Here is a 17,489-nt window from a genome sequence, read left to right on the forward strand (position 1 = left end):
AAGTGCACCAGCCGCCCTGCCGCGAAGCTAAATCCAGCTGAACAATCTGAACATCAGGTAAATACAGTGGCAACTAATCTTAAATAACCCGGCCGATTAGACAGCGGCCGAGATCTGTTTGAGGTCGGGCCGTGATTGTCCGGAGAACGGCCGGTATCTCGCACGAGCAGCCACCCGCGCCCCCGTCAGACTTGGCGACCGCCTACGGCAACCTAAACCGGGGTGAACTTGGTGATCAGCCAATTGCCGTCGACCTTGGCTAGGGTCACCATCACGCTGCTGGCCGCCATCGACGGATTGGGGCTGTCCTTACTGGTAGTGCTCTGGTCGACAAAAACCAGAACGACGGCCGAATCCGGATGTAGCTCCGACACGGCCGCGCGCACCACCTTGGCGGTGGTTTTCAGTGACTTCTGTTTGGCCGCCGGAGCCACGATCTGCTGCGTGAACTGGTCGTAGTAGGACAGGAAATCGCCGGCGAGGTGCGACCTGGCGGTAGCGAAGTCTTGGTCGAGCGTGTCGGGTGAATACGACAACAGCGCGATTGTCCCGTCAGACGCCGCGGCGACGGCAGCACGGGCGGCGCCGGAGTCCGTCTGCTGATCGGGTCGGTATTGCTCAAGGTATAGCCATCCCGTCGCGCCCCCAGAGATCAACATGAGCAGGATGAGAATCACCGGAACGGGTTTCAAGGTAACCTGCATTCGCCACAGGTCACGGTGCCGCTGACCCTTCTGCGCGGTAGATTCCGTTGCAGAGTCGGTGTCAAATGCCTCGGTCGCCGAATCACCGGCTTCGCCTGCGGCTGAGTCGATCTCAGCGACTTCGGTGGCGTCAGTGGTTTCGGTGTTGACGTCGCGTACGTCATCGGTCACGGTACGAACTCAACTTTCGACATCTTGTACTGTCCCCCCTCTTCGGTCACGGTCACTTTGAGCCGCCACGCACGTGGTTCGTCTTTCGCCCCAGCGGAATTGGTGACCCGTGAAGTCGCCGCGACGAGCACCACGGCGGAATGCTCGTTCATGGATTCGACGGCTGTCGCGTTCACCGTGCCTTCGGTGACCACTTTGGACTGTTCGACAACCTTGGTGAAATCGGCTGCCCGCTGCTGGAAGTCATCCCTGAATTCGCCGGTGGAGCTGTCGATCACACGCGCGACGTCTTCTTTGGCCTTGTTGAAGTCCAGCGAGGTCATGTTGATGACACCTTGCTTGGCTCCGGCGGCGAACGCCGCGGCGCGCTGCTGGCGTTCGGTGGCCTCATGGTGTTGCCACACAATGTATCCGCTGAGCCCGGTGAAGCCGCAGATGATGACGACTGCGGCCGCCATGGCAATCGTGGACAGTCTTGGTAACCGCACCCGCAACCGCCGTCGCCAGGATGCCGACCGTGCGGCCTCCTGGTCTGCGGCCTCATAGTCGTCATAGTCGTCATAGTCTTCGGCGTCTTCCCAGTCTGCATACTCCTCGGGGACGTTCTCGTCCTCGGCTGGGGCCATCGCCAGCGCCTCACGCTTCAACCGGGCGGCACGGGCACGGGCCCGCGCCGCGGCGGCCAGCGCTTCGGCTTCGGCGGCTTCGGCTTCGGCGGCCAACGCCATCGCGTCGGCTTGCGATGTCCCCGCGTCCGACGGTGGTTCGGTTGTCTCAGCCATCGTGGATACAGCCCGTCAGTATCATTCTCGACTGAACTCCGGTATCGCTCACAGTATTGCCCATTGCTAACATTCGAGGCCCCAGCGAACTCCTACGAGGACCGATCAGGCAGACGATCACCCACCTGAGTTTTCCCCGGCAGCATGACTGGTGTTGACTCTCTCGAAAACATACTCTTTACTTCGACCCTCCAAGCGTTTCTCCAAAAGATTCCCGGTTGTGCCATGTCGTGTCGTGAACGCGTGCAGGCGATGGTCGACGGAACGCCCGTGCAGGCTCGTTGAGCCGCCTACTCCTGGGCGAAGATGTCCTCGGTGTCGGCGCCGACAACGGGCAGCTGGACCAGCGACAAGACATGGTGCGCCGGGCTGCCGGGTGGGGCCACCAGCACGCACTCGGTCCCCTGTTTGCGTGCCCGGTCACAAGCGGCAGCGAGGGCGCCGACGCCGGCCGAACCAAGGTGGGTGACGGCACTGAGGTCGATCGTCACGGGTGCTATGCCAGAACGGCTTTCGACGGCGATCTGGCGGTCCAATGTGGCTGCGGTGGTCGAATCGACGTCGCCCCGGACAACGATGCGGCCGGATTCAACTAGGGAGACGAATTCGCTGTCGATGGTTTGTTGGAAAGCTGCCCGGCGAACCATCGTGTCGGTGACAAACCGCGCCGGCCGCGACAGGCGATGCGTAAGTGTGGCAGTCGTTCCGCCGGCGCCATGCATGATGCGCGCCTCCGACACTAGGGCCTCGGCCATCGCCAGGCCGCGCCCACGGCCACGGGCGCCGTCGCGGTGGTCCTTCCATTGGCCCCGGTCGATTACCGATGCCCGCACGTTGCCGTCGCCGGCCAGCGCGGCCGCGACAACGATGCCCTTGGAGACGTCCGTGGCGTATCCGTGTTCGACCGCGTTCTCGACGAATTCGGAGATCGCGTGCACGATATCGGCGATGTCGGAGTGGTCGGCGCCGATCTCTGCCAGCCACTCACGAAGCTGGGCTCGAACGGTTCGTGCCGCGTTGATCGTCGCATCCAGCGTTATGTGCAGCGGCGGCGTTGGCGCCCGGCGTTGCATCGCAAGCAGGGTCACATCGTCGTTGTAGCCGGTGGACCGCAGCAGCAATTCAAGTGTGTCCGAACAGAGTCGGTCGATGGGCCGTGCCGGGGCGTCGAGCACAAAGCCGCCACTGCCGCTGGCGATGCTGGCCGCTAGGTCGGCAAATTCGGCGGTGCTGGCCTCGAGCGGCCGACCGGGCCGCTCGATCAGGCCGTCAGTGTAAAAGAGGATCGCGTCGCCGATGTTGAGCACTTCACTGCGCACTGGAAATCCGGTTCCGCTGCCGAGCGGACCCGCGCCGGTTGGTTCGACATACCGCGCACTCGCGTCCGCGGTCACCAGCAGCGGTGGCGGGTGTCCGGCTGTGCAGTACTGGAATTCGCCCGAGGTGAAGTCGAGCGAGCCGACACACATGGTGGCCGATTTCGATCCAGGTACCTGTTTATGGAAGCGGTCCACTGCCTCAAGCGCCTCGACGACCGTGTACCCCGCCGAGATCTGCATGCGTAACGCCGTACGTAATTGCGACATGACCGCTGCGGCCTCCACGCCGTGGCCCACGACGTCGCCAACGACGAGCACCAACCGATCCCCGAGGGCCAGCGCGTCGAACCAGTCGCCGCCGGCCGCGGTATCCTCGGCGGCGACCAGGTACTCGGCGGCTATGTCGGCGCCGGGAACCACGGGCACCGACGCGGCCAGCAACGCCTGCTGCATAACGGTGGCTGAATCGCGCACATTGCGATAGCGCTCGGACAGTTCCTCCACGCGCGCCTCGGCCGCCTGCCGGGCTCGCACTCGGCTGGTGACGTCGTCCACAATGAGCTGCACGCCCTCGATCGATCCGTCCGCCCGGCGGCGCGGTGTGACGACAAAGTCGAAGTATCGTTCCTCAACTCCGGAACCGTCGTAATCAGTTTGTAGTCGCCACTCCGATCCTGATTGCGGCTCACCGGTTTGATAGACCCGGTCCAACATTTCGTAGATCTGCTGACCCTCCAGTTCGGGATAGACCTCCCGAGCGGGCTGTCCCACGGTGTCAAGCAATGGACTGAAGCCGCGATAGGCCGCGTTCACTGCGACAAAGCGATGGTCAGGCCCCTCGAGGCCAACCAGAATCGCAGGGATGTGCTCGAAAATGCGTCGTACATCCTCGGCCGCACCGACCGTTTTGTCCCAGTCCATTTCGGCCGCCATTTGGCCGTCCCTCCTACGGACCGATGTAGCAAACGGGTCAACGTGCGCAGACCAATTCGCCAGGCAACGCAACCAGGTTATCAACGTGCCCTACCAGCTTGCCGGAAAAGCAAAAGTGCGTTTGGGGCAGGCCGCCACTTATGTCGCTGACAGCGCGGACTCCGTGGTCGGGTGTACGGGCAGCACGTCGCCGTATCCGCAGGCGTGGATGATGCGCGCGACAGCACGGTCGCGGCTTACCAGGCGCACGTCCACGCCCCGGCGTCGACACCGTTCGGCCTCGTGAGCAAGGACGGCGACTGCGCAGCAGCCCATGAAATCGAGGCCGTTGAGGTTGACCACGAGTGGTTCCGGCGCGGTGGTGGCCGCGGCCGCCTTCGTGACCAGATCTTGCCAAGTGTGCTCATTGGCGGCGTCGATCTCGCCACGCGCATGGATAATCACAGCCGAGTCGTGGTGCTGGATGGTCGCCTTGAGCGCGTTGCTCACCGGAGTAGTGAATGACCCTGCCTGAGTCGGGTTCATGGTGCACTCCTCATCGGCGGCACCCGAGCCCCCAATTGGATTGCCGGTCCTGCGCGCCGCGGAAAACCGTCGTCTTTGTATAGCAAGGCCGGCCCGCTCCGTCTATAGCGCCGAAGCCGGCGGCCAATGAGCTTCTCGGCGTCCTCGGAGCCGACCCCATTCTCCGCGCGGGTGGCCCCGCAGATGCGATCCAGCAACCCCGCCGACTCGCTCCGGACAGGTGGTGGTAGCCCTCGTAGGCTCAGCAATCGTGGACTTGCATTCACGACCACCGTGGTCGAACAACGCGGTGCGTCGTCTTGGCGTGGCACTGCGCGACGGAGTTGACCCGCCGGTCGACTGCCCGTCGTACGCCGAGGTGATGCTGTGGCATGCGGACTTGGCCGCCGAAGTCCAGGACCGGATCGAGGGCCGGAGTTGGTCTGCGTCGGAGTTATTGGTTACCTCACGTGCGAAGAGCCAAGACACCCTGCTAGCAAAGCTGCGGCGTCGGCCTTACCTGCAACTGAACACCATCCAAGACATCGCAGGTGTCCGCATCGATGCCGACCTCCTGCTGGGCGAGCAGACGAGACTTGCTCGCGAGATCGCCGACCACTTCGGTGCTGACCAGCCCGCTATTCATGATCTGCGTGACCACCCGCACGCCGGCTACCGGGCCGTTCATGTCTGGCTTCGGTTACCTGCCGGTCGTGTCGAGATACAGATTCGCACCATTTTGCAGAGCCTGTGGGCCAACTTCTACGAGCTTCTCGCTGACGCGTACGGTCGGGGCATCCGCTATGACGAGCGGCCGGAGCAGCTAGCGGCCGGCGTTGTCCCGGCACAGCTTCAAGAGCTGGTAGGGGTTATGCAAGACGCTTCAGCGGATCTGGCGATGCATGAAGCCGAGTGGCAACACTGTGCAGAGATCGAATACCCCGGCCAGCGGGCGATGGCGCTTGGCGAGGCGAGCAAGAACAAGGCGACGGTGCTCGCAACGACCAAGTTTAGGCTGGAAAGGGCCATCAATGAGGCCGAGTCGGCAGGGGGAGGTGGGTGAGGTGGCTGGCTATGTCGTCGAATACAACCGGCGCACCCACGTGCGTCGCATCACCGAGTTCGCCACCCCGCAAGAAGCGATGGAGCACCGGTTGAAGCTGGAAGCCGAGCGCACCGACAGCAATATCGAGATCGTTGCGCTCGTCAGTAAGTCGTTGGGAACCCTGAAGCAAACGCATTCGCGGTACTTCACTGGTGAAGAGCTGAACGTCGGAAACGGCGCGCGGTAGGCCCTTGGGTTTCCGCGAGTGTGCCGGGTCCGGTCGACATGGGGAGGTTCGGTCAACATGTCTACCCGGCACTAGAGCCCGAGCGCCCGATAGGTGCGGCGGACGAATTTTGGTTGCGCGGTCCGCAGTTTCGCCAGGGATGGGTTACCCGCGACGGCCGCGGCAGCGTCCACGGACAGATCGGGACAATGCTGGATCAGATACAGCAGTATCAGGTCGGCGCTCGGGTCGGCCTGCCACCATGTCCCGTACGCGCCGGGCCAGCTGAAGGTCCCGAGCCCGCCCGGCCCGAACAGCGGCCTGGACTTCGCCGGATCGGTCACCACCGATAGGTTCAGCCCGAAGCCGCGGCCCACCCAGAACGGCGCCCCCAGAAAGCTGTGCCGTTTCTGCTCGTCGGTCAGCCGGTCGGTGCGCATCAGGCGCACCGATTCAGGTGACAACACCCGGACCCCGTCGACCGTCCCGTCGCCCAACAGCATCCGCACGAACCGCAGGTAGTCATCGGCGGTCGACCACAACCCGCCGCCGGCGTTACAGAACGACGGCGGCGTGACGTGTGGCGGCCCCATCACGTCGTGCCGCAACCGGTCTTGTTCGTCGAGCCGGTACATGGTCGCGGCCCGTCGCTGCGCGTCGGCCGACACGTAGAAGCCGGTGTCGGTCATTCCTGCCGGACCCAGCACTCGCTCGTCGATGATCTGGTACAGCGGTGCGTCCTCGATGCGGGAGACAATGACACCCAAGACGTCGATGGCGTGGCTGTAGGTCACCCGGTCGCCAGGTTGGTGCACGAGCGGAAGGGTTGCCAGCGCTGCCAGCCAAACGTCGGGACCCTGGCCGAACGGCAGTCGCTGATAGGCCCGCGAAATTGGCCCCGACACCGAGAAACCGTAAGCCAGGCCGCTGGTGTGAGTGAGCAGGTCCTCGATCAAAATGGCTCGTCGCGCGGGATGTGTGCGATCCAGCGGGCCGGCGGCATCGTCCAGCACGGCCACCTTGCAGAGCTCCGGTGCCCAACGCGTGATCGGGTCACGCAGTGCCAGTTTGCCCTCGTCGACCAGGCTCATCGCCGCCGCCACCGTGACCGGCTTGGTCATCGACGCGATGCGAAACAGCGTGTCGCGTTGCATGGGCACGCCCGCGTCGATATCGCGATAGCCGATCTCGTTGACTTGCAACAATTTTTCGCGCTGCCAGACCATGGTTACCGCGCCGGAAAGCAGGCCCGCGTCGCATACCTCGCGGATGGACGCCTGATTGCCGTCGAGATTCACCCGGTTCAGGATACTGTCCGAGCCAGCGCGGCTCGGCGGATTACTGATTGTGCGAACGTTTTCCCGCGCACCGGTCGCGTGTTACTGTCGCGCTCTCCGGCGAATGTGATCTGGGGAACATGCTGTGAGCGCGGCGGCATGCTAGTGACGATGGTGTCGCTGCTGGTGAACCAGGGTGTGGGTAGGCAGTCACCGAGACCCGCAACCATGGACGGGGCTGGATTCGAGGCTCCGTGCATGCCGTACGACTAGGGGTAGCGCCCAGCTGCTCAATACCATCGGTTGGATAACAAAGGCTGAACATGAATGGCTTGATCTCACAAGCGTGCGGCTCCCACCGACCCCGGCGCCCCTCGAGCCTGGGGGCTGTCGCGATCCTGATCGCGGCGACACTTTTCGCGACTGTCGTTGCGGGGTGCGGGAAAAAACCGACCACGGCGAGCTCCCCGAGTCCCGGGTCGCCGTCGCCGGAAGCCCAGCAGATCCTGCAAGACAGTTCCAAGGCGACGAAGGGCCTGCATTCCGTCCACGTGGTGGTGACGGTAAACAATCTCTCGACCCTCCCGTTTGAGAGCGTCGATGCCGACGTGACCAACCAACCGCAGGGCAATGGCCAGGCGGTGGGCAACGCCAAGGTCAGAATGAAGCCCAACACCCCGGTGGTGGCCACCGAGTTCCTGGTCACGAACAAGACCATGTACACGAAGCGGGGCGGCGACTATGTCTCGGTGGGTCCGGCGGAGAAGATCTATGACCCGGGCATCATCCTGGACAAGGACCGGGGGCTGGGCGCGGTCGTCGGGCAAGTGCAAAACCCGACAATCCAGGGACGTGACGCCATCGACGGCCTGGCCACCGTCAAGGTGTCCGGGACCATCGACGCCGCGGTGATCGATCCGATCGTGCCTCAGCTAGGTAAGGGTGGGGGCAGGCTCCCGATAACCTTGTGGATCGTCGACACCAACGCCTCAACGCCGGCACCCGCCGCGAACCTGGTGCGGATGGTCATTGACAAGGACCAAGGCAACGTCGACATCACGCTGTCCAATTGGGGTGCGCCGGTCACCATCCCGAACCCGGCGGGATAACAGGCGCGAACCGGCCCGGTCCAGCCCCATCGCTGGTCGATGGCCTGGCCGGTCCGGTACTCGTCCGCGGGCGGAGGCCGCCTTCGAAGAAATCCTTTGAGAATTCGCCAAGGCCGTCGACCCAGCATGGGGTCAGCTCGCCAGCCTGAACCGCCCCGGTGAGTCCGGAGACTCTCTGATCTGAGACCTCAGCCGGCGGCTGGTCTCTGGCGTTGAGCGTAGTAGGCAGCCTCGAGTTCGACCGGCGGGACGTCGCCGCAGTACTGGTAGAGGCGGCGATGGTTGAACCAGTCGACCCAGCGCGCGGTGGCCAACTCGACATCCTCGATGGACCGCCAGGGCTTGCCGGGTTTGATCAGCTCGGTCTTGTATAGGCCGTTGATCGTCTCGGCTAGTGCATTGTCATAGGAGCTTCCGACCGCTCCGACCGACGGTTGGATGCCTGCCTCGGCGAGCCGCTCGCTGAACCGGATCGATGTGTACTGAGATCCCCTATCCGTATGGTGGATAACGTCTTTCAGGTCGAGTACGCCTTCTTGTTGGCGGGTCCAGATGGCTTGCTCGATCGCGTCGAGGACCATGGAGGTGGCCATCGTGGAAGCGACCCGCCAGCCCAGGATCCTGCGAGCGTAGGCGTCGGTGACAAAGGCCACGTAGGCGAACCCTGCCCAGGTCGACACATAGGTGAGGTCTGCTACCCACAGCCGGTTAGGTGCTGGTGGTCCGAAGCGGCGCTGGACGAGATCGGCGGGACGGGCTGTGGCCGGATCAGCGATCGTGGTCCTGCGGGCTTTGCCGCGGGTGGTCCCGGACAGGCCGAGTTTGGTCATCAGCCGTTCGACGGTGCATCTGGCCACCTCGATGCCCTCACGGTTCAGGGTTAGCCACACTTTGCGGGCACCGTAAACACCGTAGTTGGCGGCGTGGACGCGGCTGATGTGCTCCTTGAGTTCGCCATCGCGCAGCTCGCGGCGGCTGGGCTCCCGGTTGATGTGGTCGTAGTAGGTCGATGGGGCGATCGGCACACCCAGCTCGGTCAGCTGTGTGCAGATCGACTCGACACCCCACCGCAAACCATCGGGGCCCTCGCGGTGGCCCTGATGATCGGCGATGAACCGGGTAATTAGCGTGCTGGCCGGTCGAGCTCGGCCGCGAAGAAAGCCGACGCGGTCTTTAAAATCGCGTTCGCCCTTCGCAATTCGGCGTTGTCCCGCCGCAAGCGCTTCAGCTCAGCGGATTCTTCGGTCGTGGTCCCGGGCCGTGCGCCGGCATCGACCTGCGCCTGGCGCACCCACTTACGCACCGTCTCCGCGCAGCCAACACCAAGTAGACGGGCGACCTCACTGATCGCTGCCCACTCCGAATCGTGCTGACCGCGGATCTCTGCGACCATCCGCACCGCCCGCTCACGCAGCTCCGGCGGGTACCTCCTCGATGAACCACCTGACATGACCCCATCCTTTCCAAGAACTGGAGTCTCCGGACATGCCGGGGCGGTTCAGCCGCGCCGGCTGGCAACCGTTCCCGCTCGAGAAAGACCTGGAGGAATACCAGTGACAAACGACCTCCCAGACGTCCGAGAGCGTGACGGCGGTCCACGTCCCGCTCCTCCTGCTGGCGGGCCACGCTTGTCAGACGTGTGGGTTTACAACGGGCGGGCGTACGACCTGAGTGAGTGGATTTCCAAGCATCCCGGCGGCGCCTTCTTCATTGGGCGGACCAAGAACCGCGACATCACCGCAATCGTCAAGTCCTACCATCGTGATCCGGCGATTGTCGAGCGAATCCTGCAGCGGAGGTACGCGTTGGGCCGCGACGCAACCCCTAGGGACATCCACCCCAAGCACAATGCACCGGCATTTCTGTTCAAAGACGACTTCAACAGCTGGCGGGACACCCCGAAGTATCGATTCGACGACCCCAACGATCTGCTGCACCGGGTCAAAGCGCGGCTAGCCGAGCCAGCGCTGGCCGCCCGGATCAAGCGCATGGACACACTCTTCAACGCCATCGTTGCAGTACTGGCCGTGGGTTATTTCGCGGTTCAGGGTGTGCGGTTGGTGGAACCGAGCTGGATGCCGCTGTGGGCCTTCGTGATTGCGATGGTTCTGCTGCGCAGTTCGTTGGCCGGGTTCGGTCATTACGCACTGCACCGCGCGCAACGAGGCCTCAACCGGGTTTTCAACAATGCCTTCGATCTCAACTATGTGGCCTTGTCCTTAGTCACCGCCGACGGACACACCCTGCTGCACCACCCGTATACCCAGAGCGAGGTGGACATCAAGAAGAACGTGTTCACGATGATGATGCGGCTACCGTGGTTGTATCGCGTTCCCGTACATACGATTCACAAATTTGGCCACATGCTCAGCGGCATGGCGATCCGGATCGTCGACGTCTTCAGGATCACGCGCAAGGTAGGTGTCGAGGAATCCTACGGAAGCTGGCGCGCCGCGCTTCCACACTTCCTTGGATCGGCCGGGGTGCGCTTGCTTCTGGTGAGTGAATTGGTGGTCTTCGCGATCGCCGGCGACTTCTGGCCCTGGGCACTGCAATTCGTAGCGACGCTGTGGGTTAGTACCTTCTTGGTGGTGGCGAGCCATGAGTTCGAGGACGACACCCAGGGCGGTGCCGTCAACGGCGAGGACTGGGGCATAGATCAACTCGAGCACGCTAATGACCTAACGGTGATCGGGAACCGCTACGTCGACTGCTTCCTGTCAGCCGGCCTGAGCTCCCACCGAGTCCATCACGTGCTGCCGTTTCAGCGCAGCGGCTTCGCGAACATCGTCACCGAGGACGTTTTGCGTGAGGAAGCAGCGAAGTTCGGTGTCGAGTGGCTTCCCGCAAAGGGTTTCATCACCGATCGGCTGCCGAGGCTGTGTCGGAAGTATCTGTTGACGCCGTCGCGCCAAGCCAAGGAGCGTCATTGGGGTTTCGTCCGCGAGCACTGCTCGCCGGCGGCATTGAAAGCCAGTGCCAGCTACGTGGTTGCGGGTTTCGTCGGAATCGGGTCGGTATGAACGTCTCAGCTGAGAGCGGTGCGCCGCGCCGGGCCGGCCAGAGGCATGAGGTTGGCCTTGCCCAGTTGCCGCCGGCTCCGCCCACCACGGTGGCGGTGATTGAAGGGCTTGCGACGGGCACGCCGCGTCGGGTAGTCAACCAGTCCGACGCCGCCGATCGGGTCGCCGAGCTTTTCCTCGATCCCGGTCAGCGGGAACGGATTCCGCGGGTGTATCAAAAATCGCGGATCACCACGCGCCGGATGGCGGTCGACCCGCTCGACGCCAAATTTGATGTCTTCAGGCGGGAACCTGCGACGATCCGTGATCGGATGCATCTGTTCTACGAACACGCGGTTCCGCTGGCGGTGGACGTGAGCAAGCGTGCCCTGGCCGGCCTGCCATACCGTGCCGCCGAGATCGGGCTGCTGGTGTTGGCCACCAGCACCGGATTCATCGCGCCGGGCGTGGACGTTGCGATCGTCAAAGAGCTCGGGCTCTCCCCGTCGATATCACGTGTCGTGGTCAATTTCATGGGATGTGCCGCCGCGATGAATGCCCTGGGCACCGCCACCAACTATGTTCGTGCCCACCCGGCCATGAAGGCGCTGGTGGTGTGTATCGAATTGTGCTCGGTGAACGCTGTTTTTGCCGACGACATCAACGACGTCGTCATTCACAGCTTGTTTGGCGACGGGTGCGCGGCGTTGGTGATCGGCGCCAGCCAGGTTCAGGAGAAGCTCGAGCCAGGCAAGGTGGTAGTCCGCAGTAGTTTCAGTCAGCTGCTCGACAACACCGAAGACGGTATCGTGCTTGGCGTCAATCACAACGGCATCACCTGCGAGCTGTCGGAGAATCTCCCCGGCTACATCTTCAGCGGGGTCGCACCGGTGGTGACAGAGATGTTATGGGACAATGGATTACAGATATCCGATATCGATCTCTGGGCGATCCATCCGGGTGGCCCCAAGATCATCGAGCAGTCGGTGCGCTCGCTGGGGATCTCCGCGGAGCTGGCGGCGCAGAGCTGGGACGTGCTCGCCCGCTTCGGCAACATGCTCAGCGTATCGCTTATCTTTGTGCTAGAGACGATGGTGCAGCAGGCGGAGTCGGCCAAAGCCATCTCGACGGGGGTGGCGTTCGCGTTCGGGCCGGGCGTCACTGTCGAAGGCATGCTGTTCGACATCATCCGACGGTGACCGCCATGAATTCAGAACACCCGATGACCGACCGGGTTGTGTATCGATCGTTGATGGCCGACAACCTGCGATGGGATGCCCTGCAATTGCGCGACGGCGACATCATTATCTCGGCGCCGTCCAAGAGCGGCCTGACCTGGACACAGCGCCTGGTGTCCCTGCTGGTGTTCGACGGGCCCGACTTGCCCGGACCCTTGTCGACGGTGTCCCCGTGGCTCGACCAGACCATTCGGCCCATCGAGGAAGTGGTCGCTACTCTCGATGCCCAGCAGCACCGCCGGTTCATCAAGACCCACACGCCGTTGGACGGCCTGGTGCTCGACGACCGCGTCAGCTACATCTGCGTAGGACGCGACCCGCGCGATGCCGCGGTGTCAATGCTGTACCAATCGGCCAACATGAACGAAGACCGGATGCGGATTCTGCACGAGGCCGTAGTGCCGTTTCACGAGCGAATCGCCCCCCCGTTTGCGGAACTCGGTCATGCGCGCAGCCCGACCGAGGAGTTCCGGGATTGGATGGAGGGGCCGAATCAGCCTCCCCCTGGCATAGGTTTCACACATCTGAAGGGGATCGGCACTCTGGCCAACATCCTGCACCAGCTAGGCACGGTATGGGTCCGCCGTCACCTACCCAACGTGGCCTTGTTTCATTACGCCGATTACCAGGCGGACTTGGCGGGCGAGCTGCTCCGGCCGGCAAGGGTCCTCGGTATCGCCGCGACCCGCGATCGAGCCCGGGACCTGGCGCAGTACGCCACGCTGGATGCGATGCGCTCCCGCGCGTCAGAAATCGCTCCTAACACCACCGACGGCATCTGGCACAGTGACGAGCGTTTCTTCCGCCGGGGCGGGAGTGGCGACTGGCAGCAGTTCTTCACCGAAGCCGAGCACCTGCGCTACTACCACCGCATCAACCAGCTGGCGCCACCTGATCTGCTGGCCTGGGCACACGAGGGCCGCCGGGGATACGACCCGGCCAACTGAGGTTCAGTGCCGCATTCTCTCCTGTCAGTTGCTGCACTTTAGACGCTCAATGCGCTGCGACAACATTAAATGTCAGCAGTCACACCCAGTGTGGGGGAAATTTGCATATGCGATTTAGTTGTGTGTAGCTTGTTTTGCTGTCTGTACGACTGCACCGAGGGGTGAGCGCGTGTCGCACGAAAGTCTGTTCGAAGAAAGCGAAGCGCCCTACGCGGCGCTGTGCGTAGTTGCCAACTTCACGACAGACGGCGAGTGAGCAGGCGCTCATCACCAGGGCTACGAGCCCAGCACAGGGGACGCGGTGAAGCGCATGTCCCACGAATCCGTGTTCCAACAGAGTGAAGCGCTCTACACGGCATATTTTTCGCCCAACGGCGAATGAGCGAGCGCCGATCGGTGCGTTAGGCCGGGCGGGCGACCGCCCCCGTCGCCCCTTTAAGTGCGCATGTGCGTAGTCCAGTCGAGGGTCGGGAGCTGGCCCAGTGCCCCAAGATGCGATGCGGCTGGCCACATTCTCATCCGCAACGCTAGTTACCACAAGTCACACCATACCCATTTTGGCAGAAACTATTGCACATACAGATAATTGTCGGTAGCTTGTCTTGCGGTGCAGAGAACGGAGGAGGGAATCGCGTGCCCCACGAAATCTTGTTTGACGCGGACGAAAAGGCATTCTCGGCGTTTTGCATTATCTCGTTTACGACCGACAGCGAGTGAAGCTGCGGTCATCGGGGGCGCCACTCCCAGAGAGGAGAGGAGGTGAATCGCATGTCACAGGAAACCTTGTTCCAAGAAAGCCAAGCGCTCTACGCCGCGTATTTCTTTGCGGCCGACGGTGAATGACCGGTCGCCGATTGGCGCGATTCCCCGCATTCAGGGCTGGCGTAGCGCAAGACGATGACGTGGGGTCGACCCTGAGTCAGGGCTCGACGACAGGTGTGTTGTCGGGCCCGAATTGGTCGTACTGGCCAAGCCGTGTATTAGGGTCTGCGGACCCGACGACGATCGCTCACCGGCACGGCACCCACCGCATCACTAGCCCGGACGAGACCTGGCTGGCCCTGCAGCCCTTTCTCGCGCCAGCAGGCATTACCGGGGTCGCCGACGTGACATGGCTGGATTGTCTTGGCATTCCAACGGTTCAGGCGGTGCGCCCGGCATCGCTGACGTTGTCGGTCAGCCAGGGCAAAGCCGCCAGCTATCGGGCTGCCCAGGTCTCGGCGGTGATGGAGTCCTTGGAGGGATGGCACGCCGAGAACGTCACTGCCGACTTGTGGTCTGCGACCGCCCGGGATCTCGAGGCAGACCTGACTTACGACCCCGCCCAACTTCGCCACCGGCCGGGCAGCCTCTACCACGCCGGCGTCAAGCTCGATTGGATGGTCGCGACGACGTTGCTGACCGGTCGCCGGACCTGGGTACCGTGGACGGCGGTGCTGGTGAACGTGGCAACCCGCGATTGCTGGGAACCGCCGATGTTCGAGATGGACACCACCGGACTGGCCTCCGGCAACTGCTACGACGAGGCCACCTTGCACGCCTTGTACGAGGTGATGGAGCGGCATAGCGTGGCTGCAGCGGTCGCCGGAGAGACCATGTTCGAGGTGCCAACTGACGATGTCGCCGGCTCTGACAGCGCCCACCTGGTTGAGATGATCCGTGACGCCGGGGACGATGTGGACCTTGCCCGCATCGATGTCTGGGACGGTTACTACTGTTTTGCCGCCGAGCTCACCTCCGCGACGCTGGAGGTGACCTTCGGCGGGTTCGGGTTACACCACGACCCTAACGTGGCGTTATCGCGGGCGATCACCGAAGCCGCCCAGTCGCGCATCACGGCAATCAGCGGAGCCCGCGAGGACCTCCCGTCGGCGATCTACCACCGGTTCGGCCGGGTGCATACATACGCGAAGGCGCGAAAGACGTCGTTGCGGCTGAACCGCGCGCGGCCGACACCGTGGCGGGTGCCCGATGTCGACTCGCTGCCCGAGTTGGTGGCGTCGGCGGCGACGGCGGTGGCCAACCGATCCGGCACCGAGCCGCTGGCGGTCGTGTGCGACTTCGCCGATGCCTGTGTCCCCGTGGTGAAGGTGCTCGCCCCGGGCCTCGTGCTGTCGAGCGCATCGCCGATGCGCACACCCCTACAGGAGGCTGAATGACGGCCTGCGGCAGGATTGTCGTCACCGCTGGGCCCACGATTAGCGCCGCGGACATCCGCTCGGTGGTGCCGGATGCCGAGGTGGCGCCGCCGATTGCGTTTGGCCAGGCGCTCTCCTATGACTTGCGGTCGGGTGACACGCTGCTGATTGTCGACGGATTGTTCTTTCAGCAGCCGTCGGTTCGACATAAGGAGCTTTTGACGTTGATGGCCGACGGTGTCCGAGTCGTCGGATCGTCGAGCATGGGCGCCCTGCGGGCCGCTGAGCTGCATCCATTCGGCATGGAGGGCTATGGCTGGGTCTTCGAAAGCTACCGAGATGGGGTACTCGAGGCCGACGATGAGGTCGGCGTGGTGCACGGCGACGCCGACGACGGCTACCCGGTCTTCGTCGACGCGCTGGTGAACATGCGCCACACCCTGGCGCGGGCCGTCGCAACTGGTGTGGTGTGCTCCGAGCTGGCCGAGCGGATCATCGAGACCGCGCGGGCCACACCGTTCACCATGCGCACCTGGGCGCGGCTGCTGAGTGAGGTCGGCGCCCCGGACCAGCGCGGCCTCGCCGCACAGTTGCGGTCACTGCGGGTCGATGTCAAACACGCCGATGCGCTGCTGGCGTTGCGGCAGCTCGGCCAGCGCCCCCGGGTGGAGCCGCTTCGTCCGGGTCCGCCGCCCACCGTGTGGTCGCGGCGGTGGCGGCAGCGATGGGCACCGCCCACCTCCGTCGCCGCATCGGCCGACCACGGCGAGTCTTTTGTCGACGTCACCGACTTGGAGGTCTTGTCGTTTTTGAGCGTGAGCTCGGTTGACTACTGGGCCTACCGGCCAGCACTGCAACAGGTCGCTGCCTGGTACTGGACGTTGAAACACCCCGAACAATCCGGAAGCGTCGGTGAGCGTGCCGCACGAGCCGTCGCCGAGGTGGCATCGGAGGGCTACGGGCGCGCCCTGGAATTCATTGCCTATCGCTACGCACTTGCCACCGGCATCATCGACGAGACCGGCTTTCCCGAGGCGGTCGCAGCGCATTGGCTCACCACCGAAGAGCGCCACGGCCTGGGCAATGACCCCATCTCGATCTCGGCGCGAGTGATCACCCGCACGTTGTTCGTCGTCCGGTTATTGCCGGCGATCGACCATTTCCTTGACCTGCTGCGGAAGGACTCCCGACTGCCCCGATGGCGTGCCATGGCGGCCCACGCACTCTGCAAGCGCGACGATCTGGCCCGGCAAAAGCCGCACCTGAACCTGGGCCGGCCCGATCCGACGCAATTGAAGCGCCTCTTTGGGGCCCGATGGGGGACCCAGGTGAACCGCATCGAGTTGGCCCGGCGTGGACTGATGACCGAGGACGCCTTCTATGCTGCCGCCACCCCGTTCGCCGTCGCGGCCGTCGACGACCAACTGCCGCGCATCGAGGTCGGCACCTTAGGACCCGCGCCGCTGAGCGCGGACGTTCCAGAACGCCATTTCGACTTCGGTTCCGTCTAACTCGCGGCGCACGGTGGCGGGCTCCAGCGACTCGATATCCCAGCCAGCGCCACCGAGGACGTCGCGCAGCGTTTGCTCGGATACCGTCGACCGCGGCCATTCCTCATCGGGCGGCATGGCGTTGGAGAAGCAGCTGAGTAGCAGGGTGGCGCCCGGTCGGGTGGCCCGGTGCACCGAGGCGGCGTAGCTGCGCTTGCCGTCGTCGTCTAGGCAGTGGAACATCCCGCAGTCGATCACGGTATCGAACGCGCCGGTGTAGCCGGTCAGCTTGGTGGCGTCACCCACTGCGAACTTGACATCGACTCCGGCGTCGCTGGCTCGCCGTTTGGCGGTGGTCAGCGCGGTGGGAGAGATGTCCAACCCGGTCACCTGGTAGCCGTTCCTGGCGAGGTAGATCGCGTTGTCACCGAGCCCGCACCCGATGTCGAGCACGTCGCCGTGCACCCAGCCGCCGGTGTGCCAGCCGATGACATTGTCCTTGGGCGCTTTGGTGTCCCACGGCGGTGTCGTGATCGGCGGGAGGCCCTCGCCGGGGCTTTCGCCACGGTAGAGCGCGTCGAAATCTATACCTGGCATGCTGGCC

Annotated in this window: 15 protein-coding genes, 2 other RNA genes and 4 other annotated features; of the genes, 9 read left to right on the forward strand and 8 right to left on the reverse strand. The window is 63.8% G+C overall.

Annotated features, from left to right (window positions below):
* Positions 1 to 212: 212 nt before the first annotated feature.
* From Rv1362c to rsfA, 5 genes are all read right to left on the reverse strand, one after another.
* Positions 213 to 875 carry a membrane protein gene (locus Rv1362c; RefSeq protein ID NP_215878.1) on the reverse strand — a complete coding sequence of 221 codons (663 nt, stop codon included), beginning with the start codon at positions 873 to 875 and terminating at the stop codon, positions 213 to 215.
* Positions 872 to 1,657 (reverse strand): membrane protein, encoded by a 786-nt coding sequence (locus Rv1363c; RefSeq protein NP_215879.1) that lies wholly within the window; start codon positions 1,655 to 1,657, stop codon positions 872 to 874. The genes Rv1362c and Rv1363c overlap by 4 nt, the downstream gene beginning before the upstream one ends.
* A gap of 24 nt (positions 1,658 to 1,681) precedes the next feature.
* Positions 1,682 to 1,981, reverse strand: a non-coding RNA gene (mcr15, locus tag RVnc0015) — Putative small regulatory RNA.
* Complete coding sequence (locus tag Rv1364c; RefSeq protein ID YP_177802.1) at positions 1,948 to 3,909, reverse strand: sigma factor regulatory protein; 1,962 nt, start codon at positions 3,907 to 3,909, stop codon at positions 1,948 to 1,950. The genes mcr15 and Rv1364c overlap by 34 nt, the downstream gene beginning before the upstream one ends.
* A gap of 138 nt (positions 3,910 to 4,047) precedes the next feature.
* Positions 4,048 to 4,434, reverse strand: coding sequence for an anti-sigma-F factor antagonist RsfA (gene rsfA, locus Rv1365c; RefSeq protein ID NP_215881.1), 387 nt, complete (start codon positions 4,432 to 4,434; stop codon positions 4,048 to 4,050).
* A 220-nt stretch (positions 4,435 to 4,654) separates the two neighbouring features.
* On the opposite strand from rsfA, the gene Rv1366 reads away from it, so the two are divergent.
* Both Rv1366 and Rv1366A read left to right on the forward strand, forming a co-directional pair.
* Positions 4,655 to 5,476, forward strand: a complete 822-nt coding sequence (locus Rv1366) for a hypothetical protein (protein NP_215882.1) — start codon at positions 4,655 to 4,657, stop codon at positions 5,474 to 5,476.
* Entirely contained in the window at positions 5,445 to 5,705 is a 261-nt protein-coding gene (locus tag Rv1366A; protein ID YP_004837053.2) for a hypothetical protein, read from the forward strand. Before Rv1366 ends, Rv1366A begins: the two co-directional genes overlap by 32 nt.
* Positions 5,706 to 5,776: 71 nt before the next feature.
* On the opposite strand, the gene Rv1367c is transcribed toward Rv1366A, so the two are convergent.
* Entirely contained in the window at positions 5,777 to 6,910 is a 1,134-nt protein-coding gene (locus Rv1367c) for a hypothetical protein (RefSeq protein ID NP_215883.1), read from the reverse strand.
* 374 nt (positions 6,911 to 7,284) lie between these two features.
* Between Rv1367c and lprF the strand changes: the two genes are divergently transcribed.
* The 4 genes from lprF (at position 7,285) to Rv1373 (ending at position 13,257) form a co-directional block, all read left to right on the forward strand.
* Positions 7,285 to 8,070, forward strand: a complete 786-nt coding sequence (lprF, locus tag Rv1368) for a lipoprotein LprF (RefSeq protein NP_215884.1) — start codon at positions 7,285 to 7,287, stop codon at positions 8,068 to 8,070.
* A gap of 143 nt (positions 8,071 to 8,213) precedes the next feature.
* Positions 8,214 to 8,216: a repeat region (3 bp direct repeat, CGG, at 3' end of IS6110 target sequence), on the forward strand.
* Positions 8,217 to 9,571 (reverse strand) — a mobile genetic element (IS6110-2, len: 1355 nt. Almost identical to Insertion sequence IS986 element.). It abuts the feature before it with no gap.
* Positions 8,259 to 9,520: a sequence feature (similar to insertion sequence element IS986/IS6110 transposase; Probable transposase subunit for IS6110. Identical to many other M. tuberculosis IS6110 transposase subunits. The transposase described here may be made by a frame shifting mechanism during translation, the sequence UUUUAAAG maybe responsible for such a frameshifting event (see McAdam et al., 1990)), on the reverse strand. (Overlaps the previous feature by 1,262 nt.)
* Positions 9,572 to 9,574: a repeat region (3 bp direct repeat, CGG, at 5' end of IS6110 target sequence), on the forward strand.
* A 49-nt stretch (positions 9,575 to 9,623) separates the two neighbouring features.
* Positions 9,624 to 11,093: a membrane protein gene (locus Rv1371; protein NP_215887.1), complete on the forward strand. Its 1,470-nt coding sequence runs from the start codon at positions 9,624 to 9,626 to the stop codon at positions 11,091 to 11,093.
* Complete coding sequence (locus Rv1372) at positions 11,090 to 12,271, forward strand: alpha-pyrone synthesis polyketide synthase-like protein (RefSeq protein ID YP_177803.1); 1,182 nt, start codon at positions 11,090 to 11,092, stop codon at positions 12,269 to 12,271. Before Rv1371 ends, Rv1372 begins: the two co-directional genes overlap by 4 nt.
* 5 nt (positions 12,272 to 12,276) lie before the next feature.
* Complete coding sequence (locus Rv1373; RefSeq protein ID NP_215889.1) at positions 12,277 to 13,257, forward strand: glycolipid sulfotransferase; 981 nt, start codon at positions 12,277 to 12,279, stop codon at positions 13,255 to 13,257.
* Between the two features lie 79 nt (positions 13,258 to 13,336).
* Here Rv1373 and Rv1374c read toward each other — a convergent pair whose 3' ends face one another.
* Complete coding sequence (locus tag Rv1374c; protein NP_215890.2) at positions 13,337 to 13,795, reverse strand: hypothetical protein; 459 nt, start codon at positions 13,793 to 13,795, stop codon at positions 13,337 to 13,339.
* A non-coding RNA gene (MTS1082, locus tag RVnc0035) (Putative small regulatory RNA) lies at positions 13,394 to 13,533 on the forward strand. The genes Rv1374c and MTS1082 overlap by 140 nt on opposite strands.
* Positions 13,796 to 14,096: 301 nt before the next feature.
* Positions 14,097 to 15,416 carry a hypothetical protein gene (locus tag Rv1375; RefSeq protein NP_215891.1) on the forward strand — a complete coding sequence of 440 codons (1,320 nt, stop codon included), beginning with the start codon at positions 14,097 to 14,099 and terminating at the stop codon, positions 15,414 to 15,416.
* Positions 15,413 to 16,906: a hypothetical protein gene (locus tag Rv1376; RefSeq protein NP_215892.1), complete on the forward strand. Its 1,494-nt coding sequence runs from the start codon at positions 15,413 to 15,415 to the stop codon at positions 16,904 to 16,906. The genes Rv1375 and Rv1376 overlap by 4 nt, the downstream gene beginning before the upstream one ends.
* Here the strand turns inward: Rv1376 and Rv1377c are convergent.
* The gene (locus tag Rv1377c) at positions 16,844 to 17,482 is read right to left on the reverse strand and encodes a transferase (protein NP_215893.1); all 639 of its coding nucleotides are present in this window, start codon (positions 17,480 to 17,482) and stop codon (positions 16,844 to 16,846) included. The genes Rv1376 and Rv1377c overlap by 63 nt on opposite strands.
* Positions 17,483 to 17,489: the final 7 nt, after the last annotated feature.

The organism is Mycobacterium tuberculosis H37Rv, from assembly GCF_000195955.2.
Lineage (GTDB): Bacteria > Actinomycetota > Actinomycetes > Mycobacteriales > Mycobacteriaceae > Mycobacterium > Mycobacterium tuberculosis.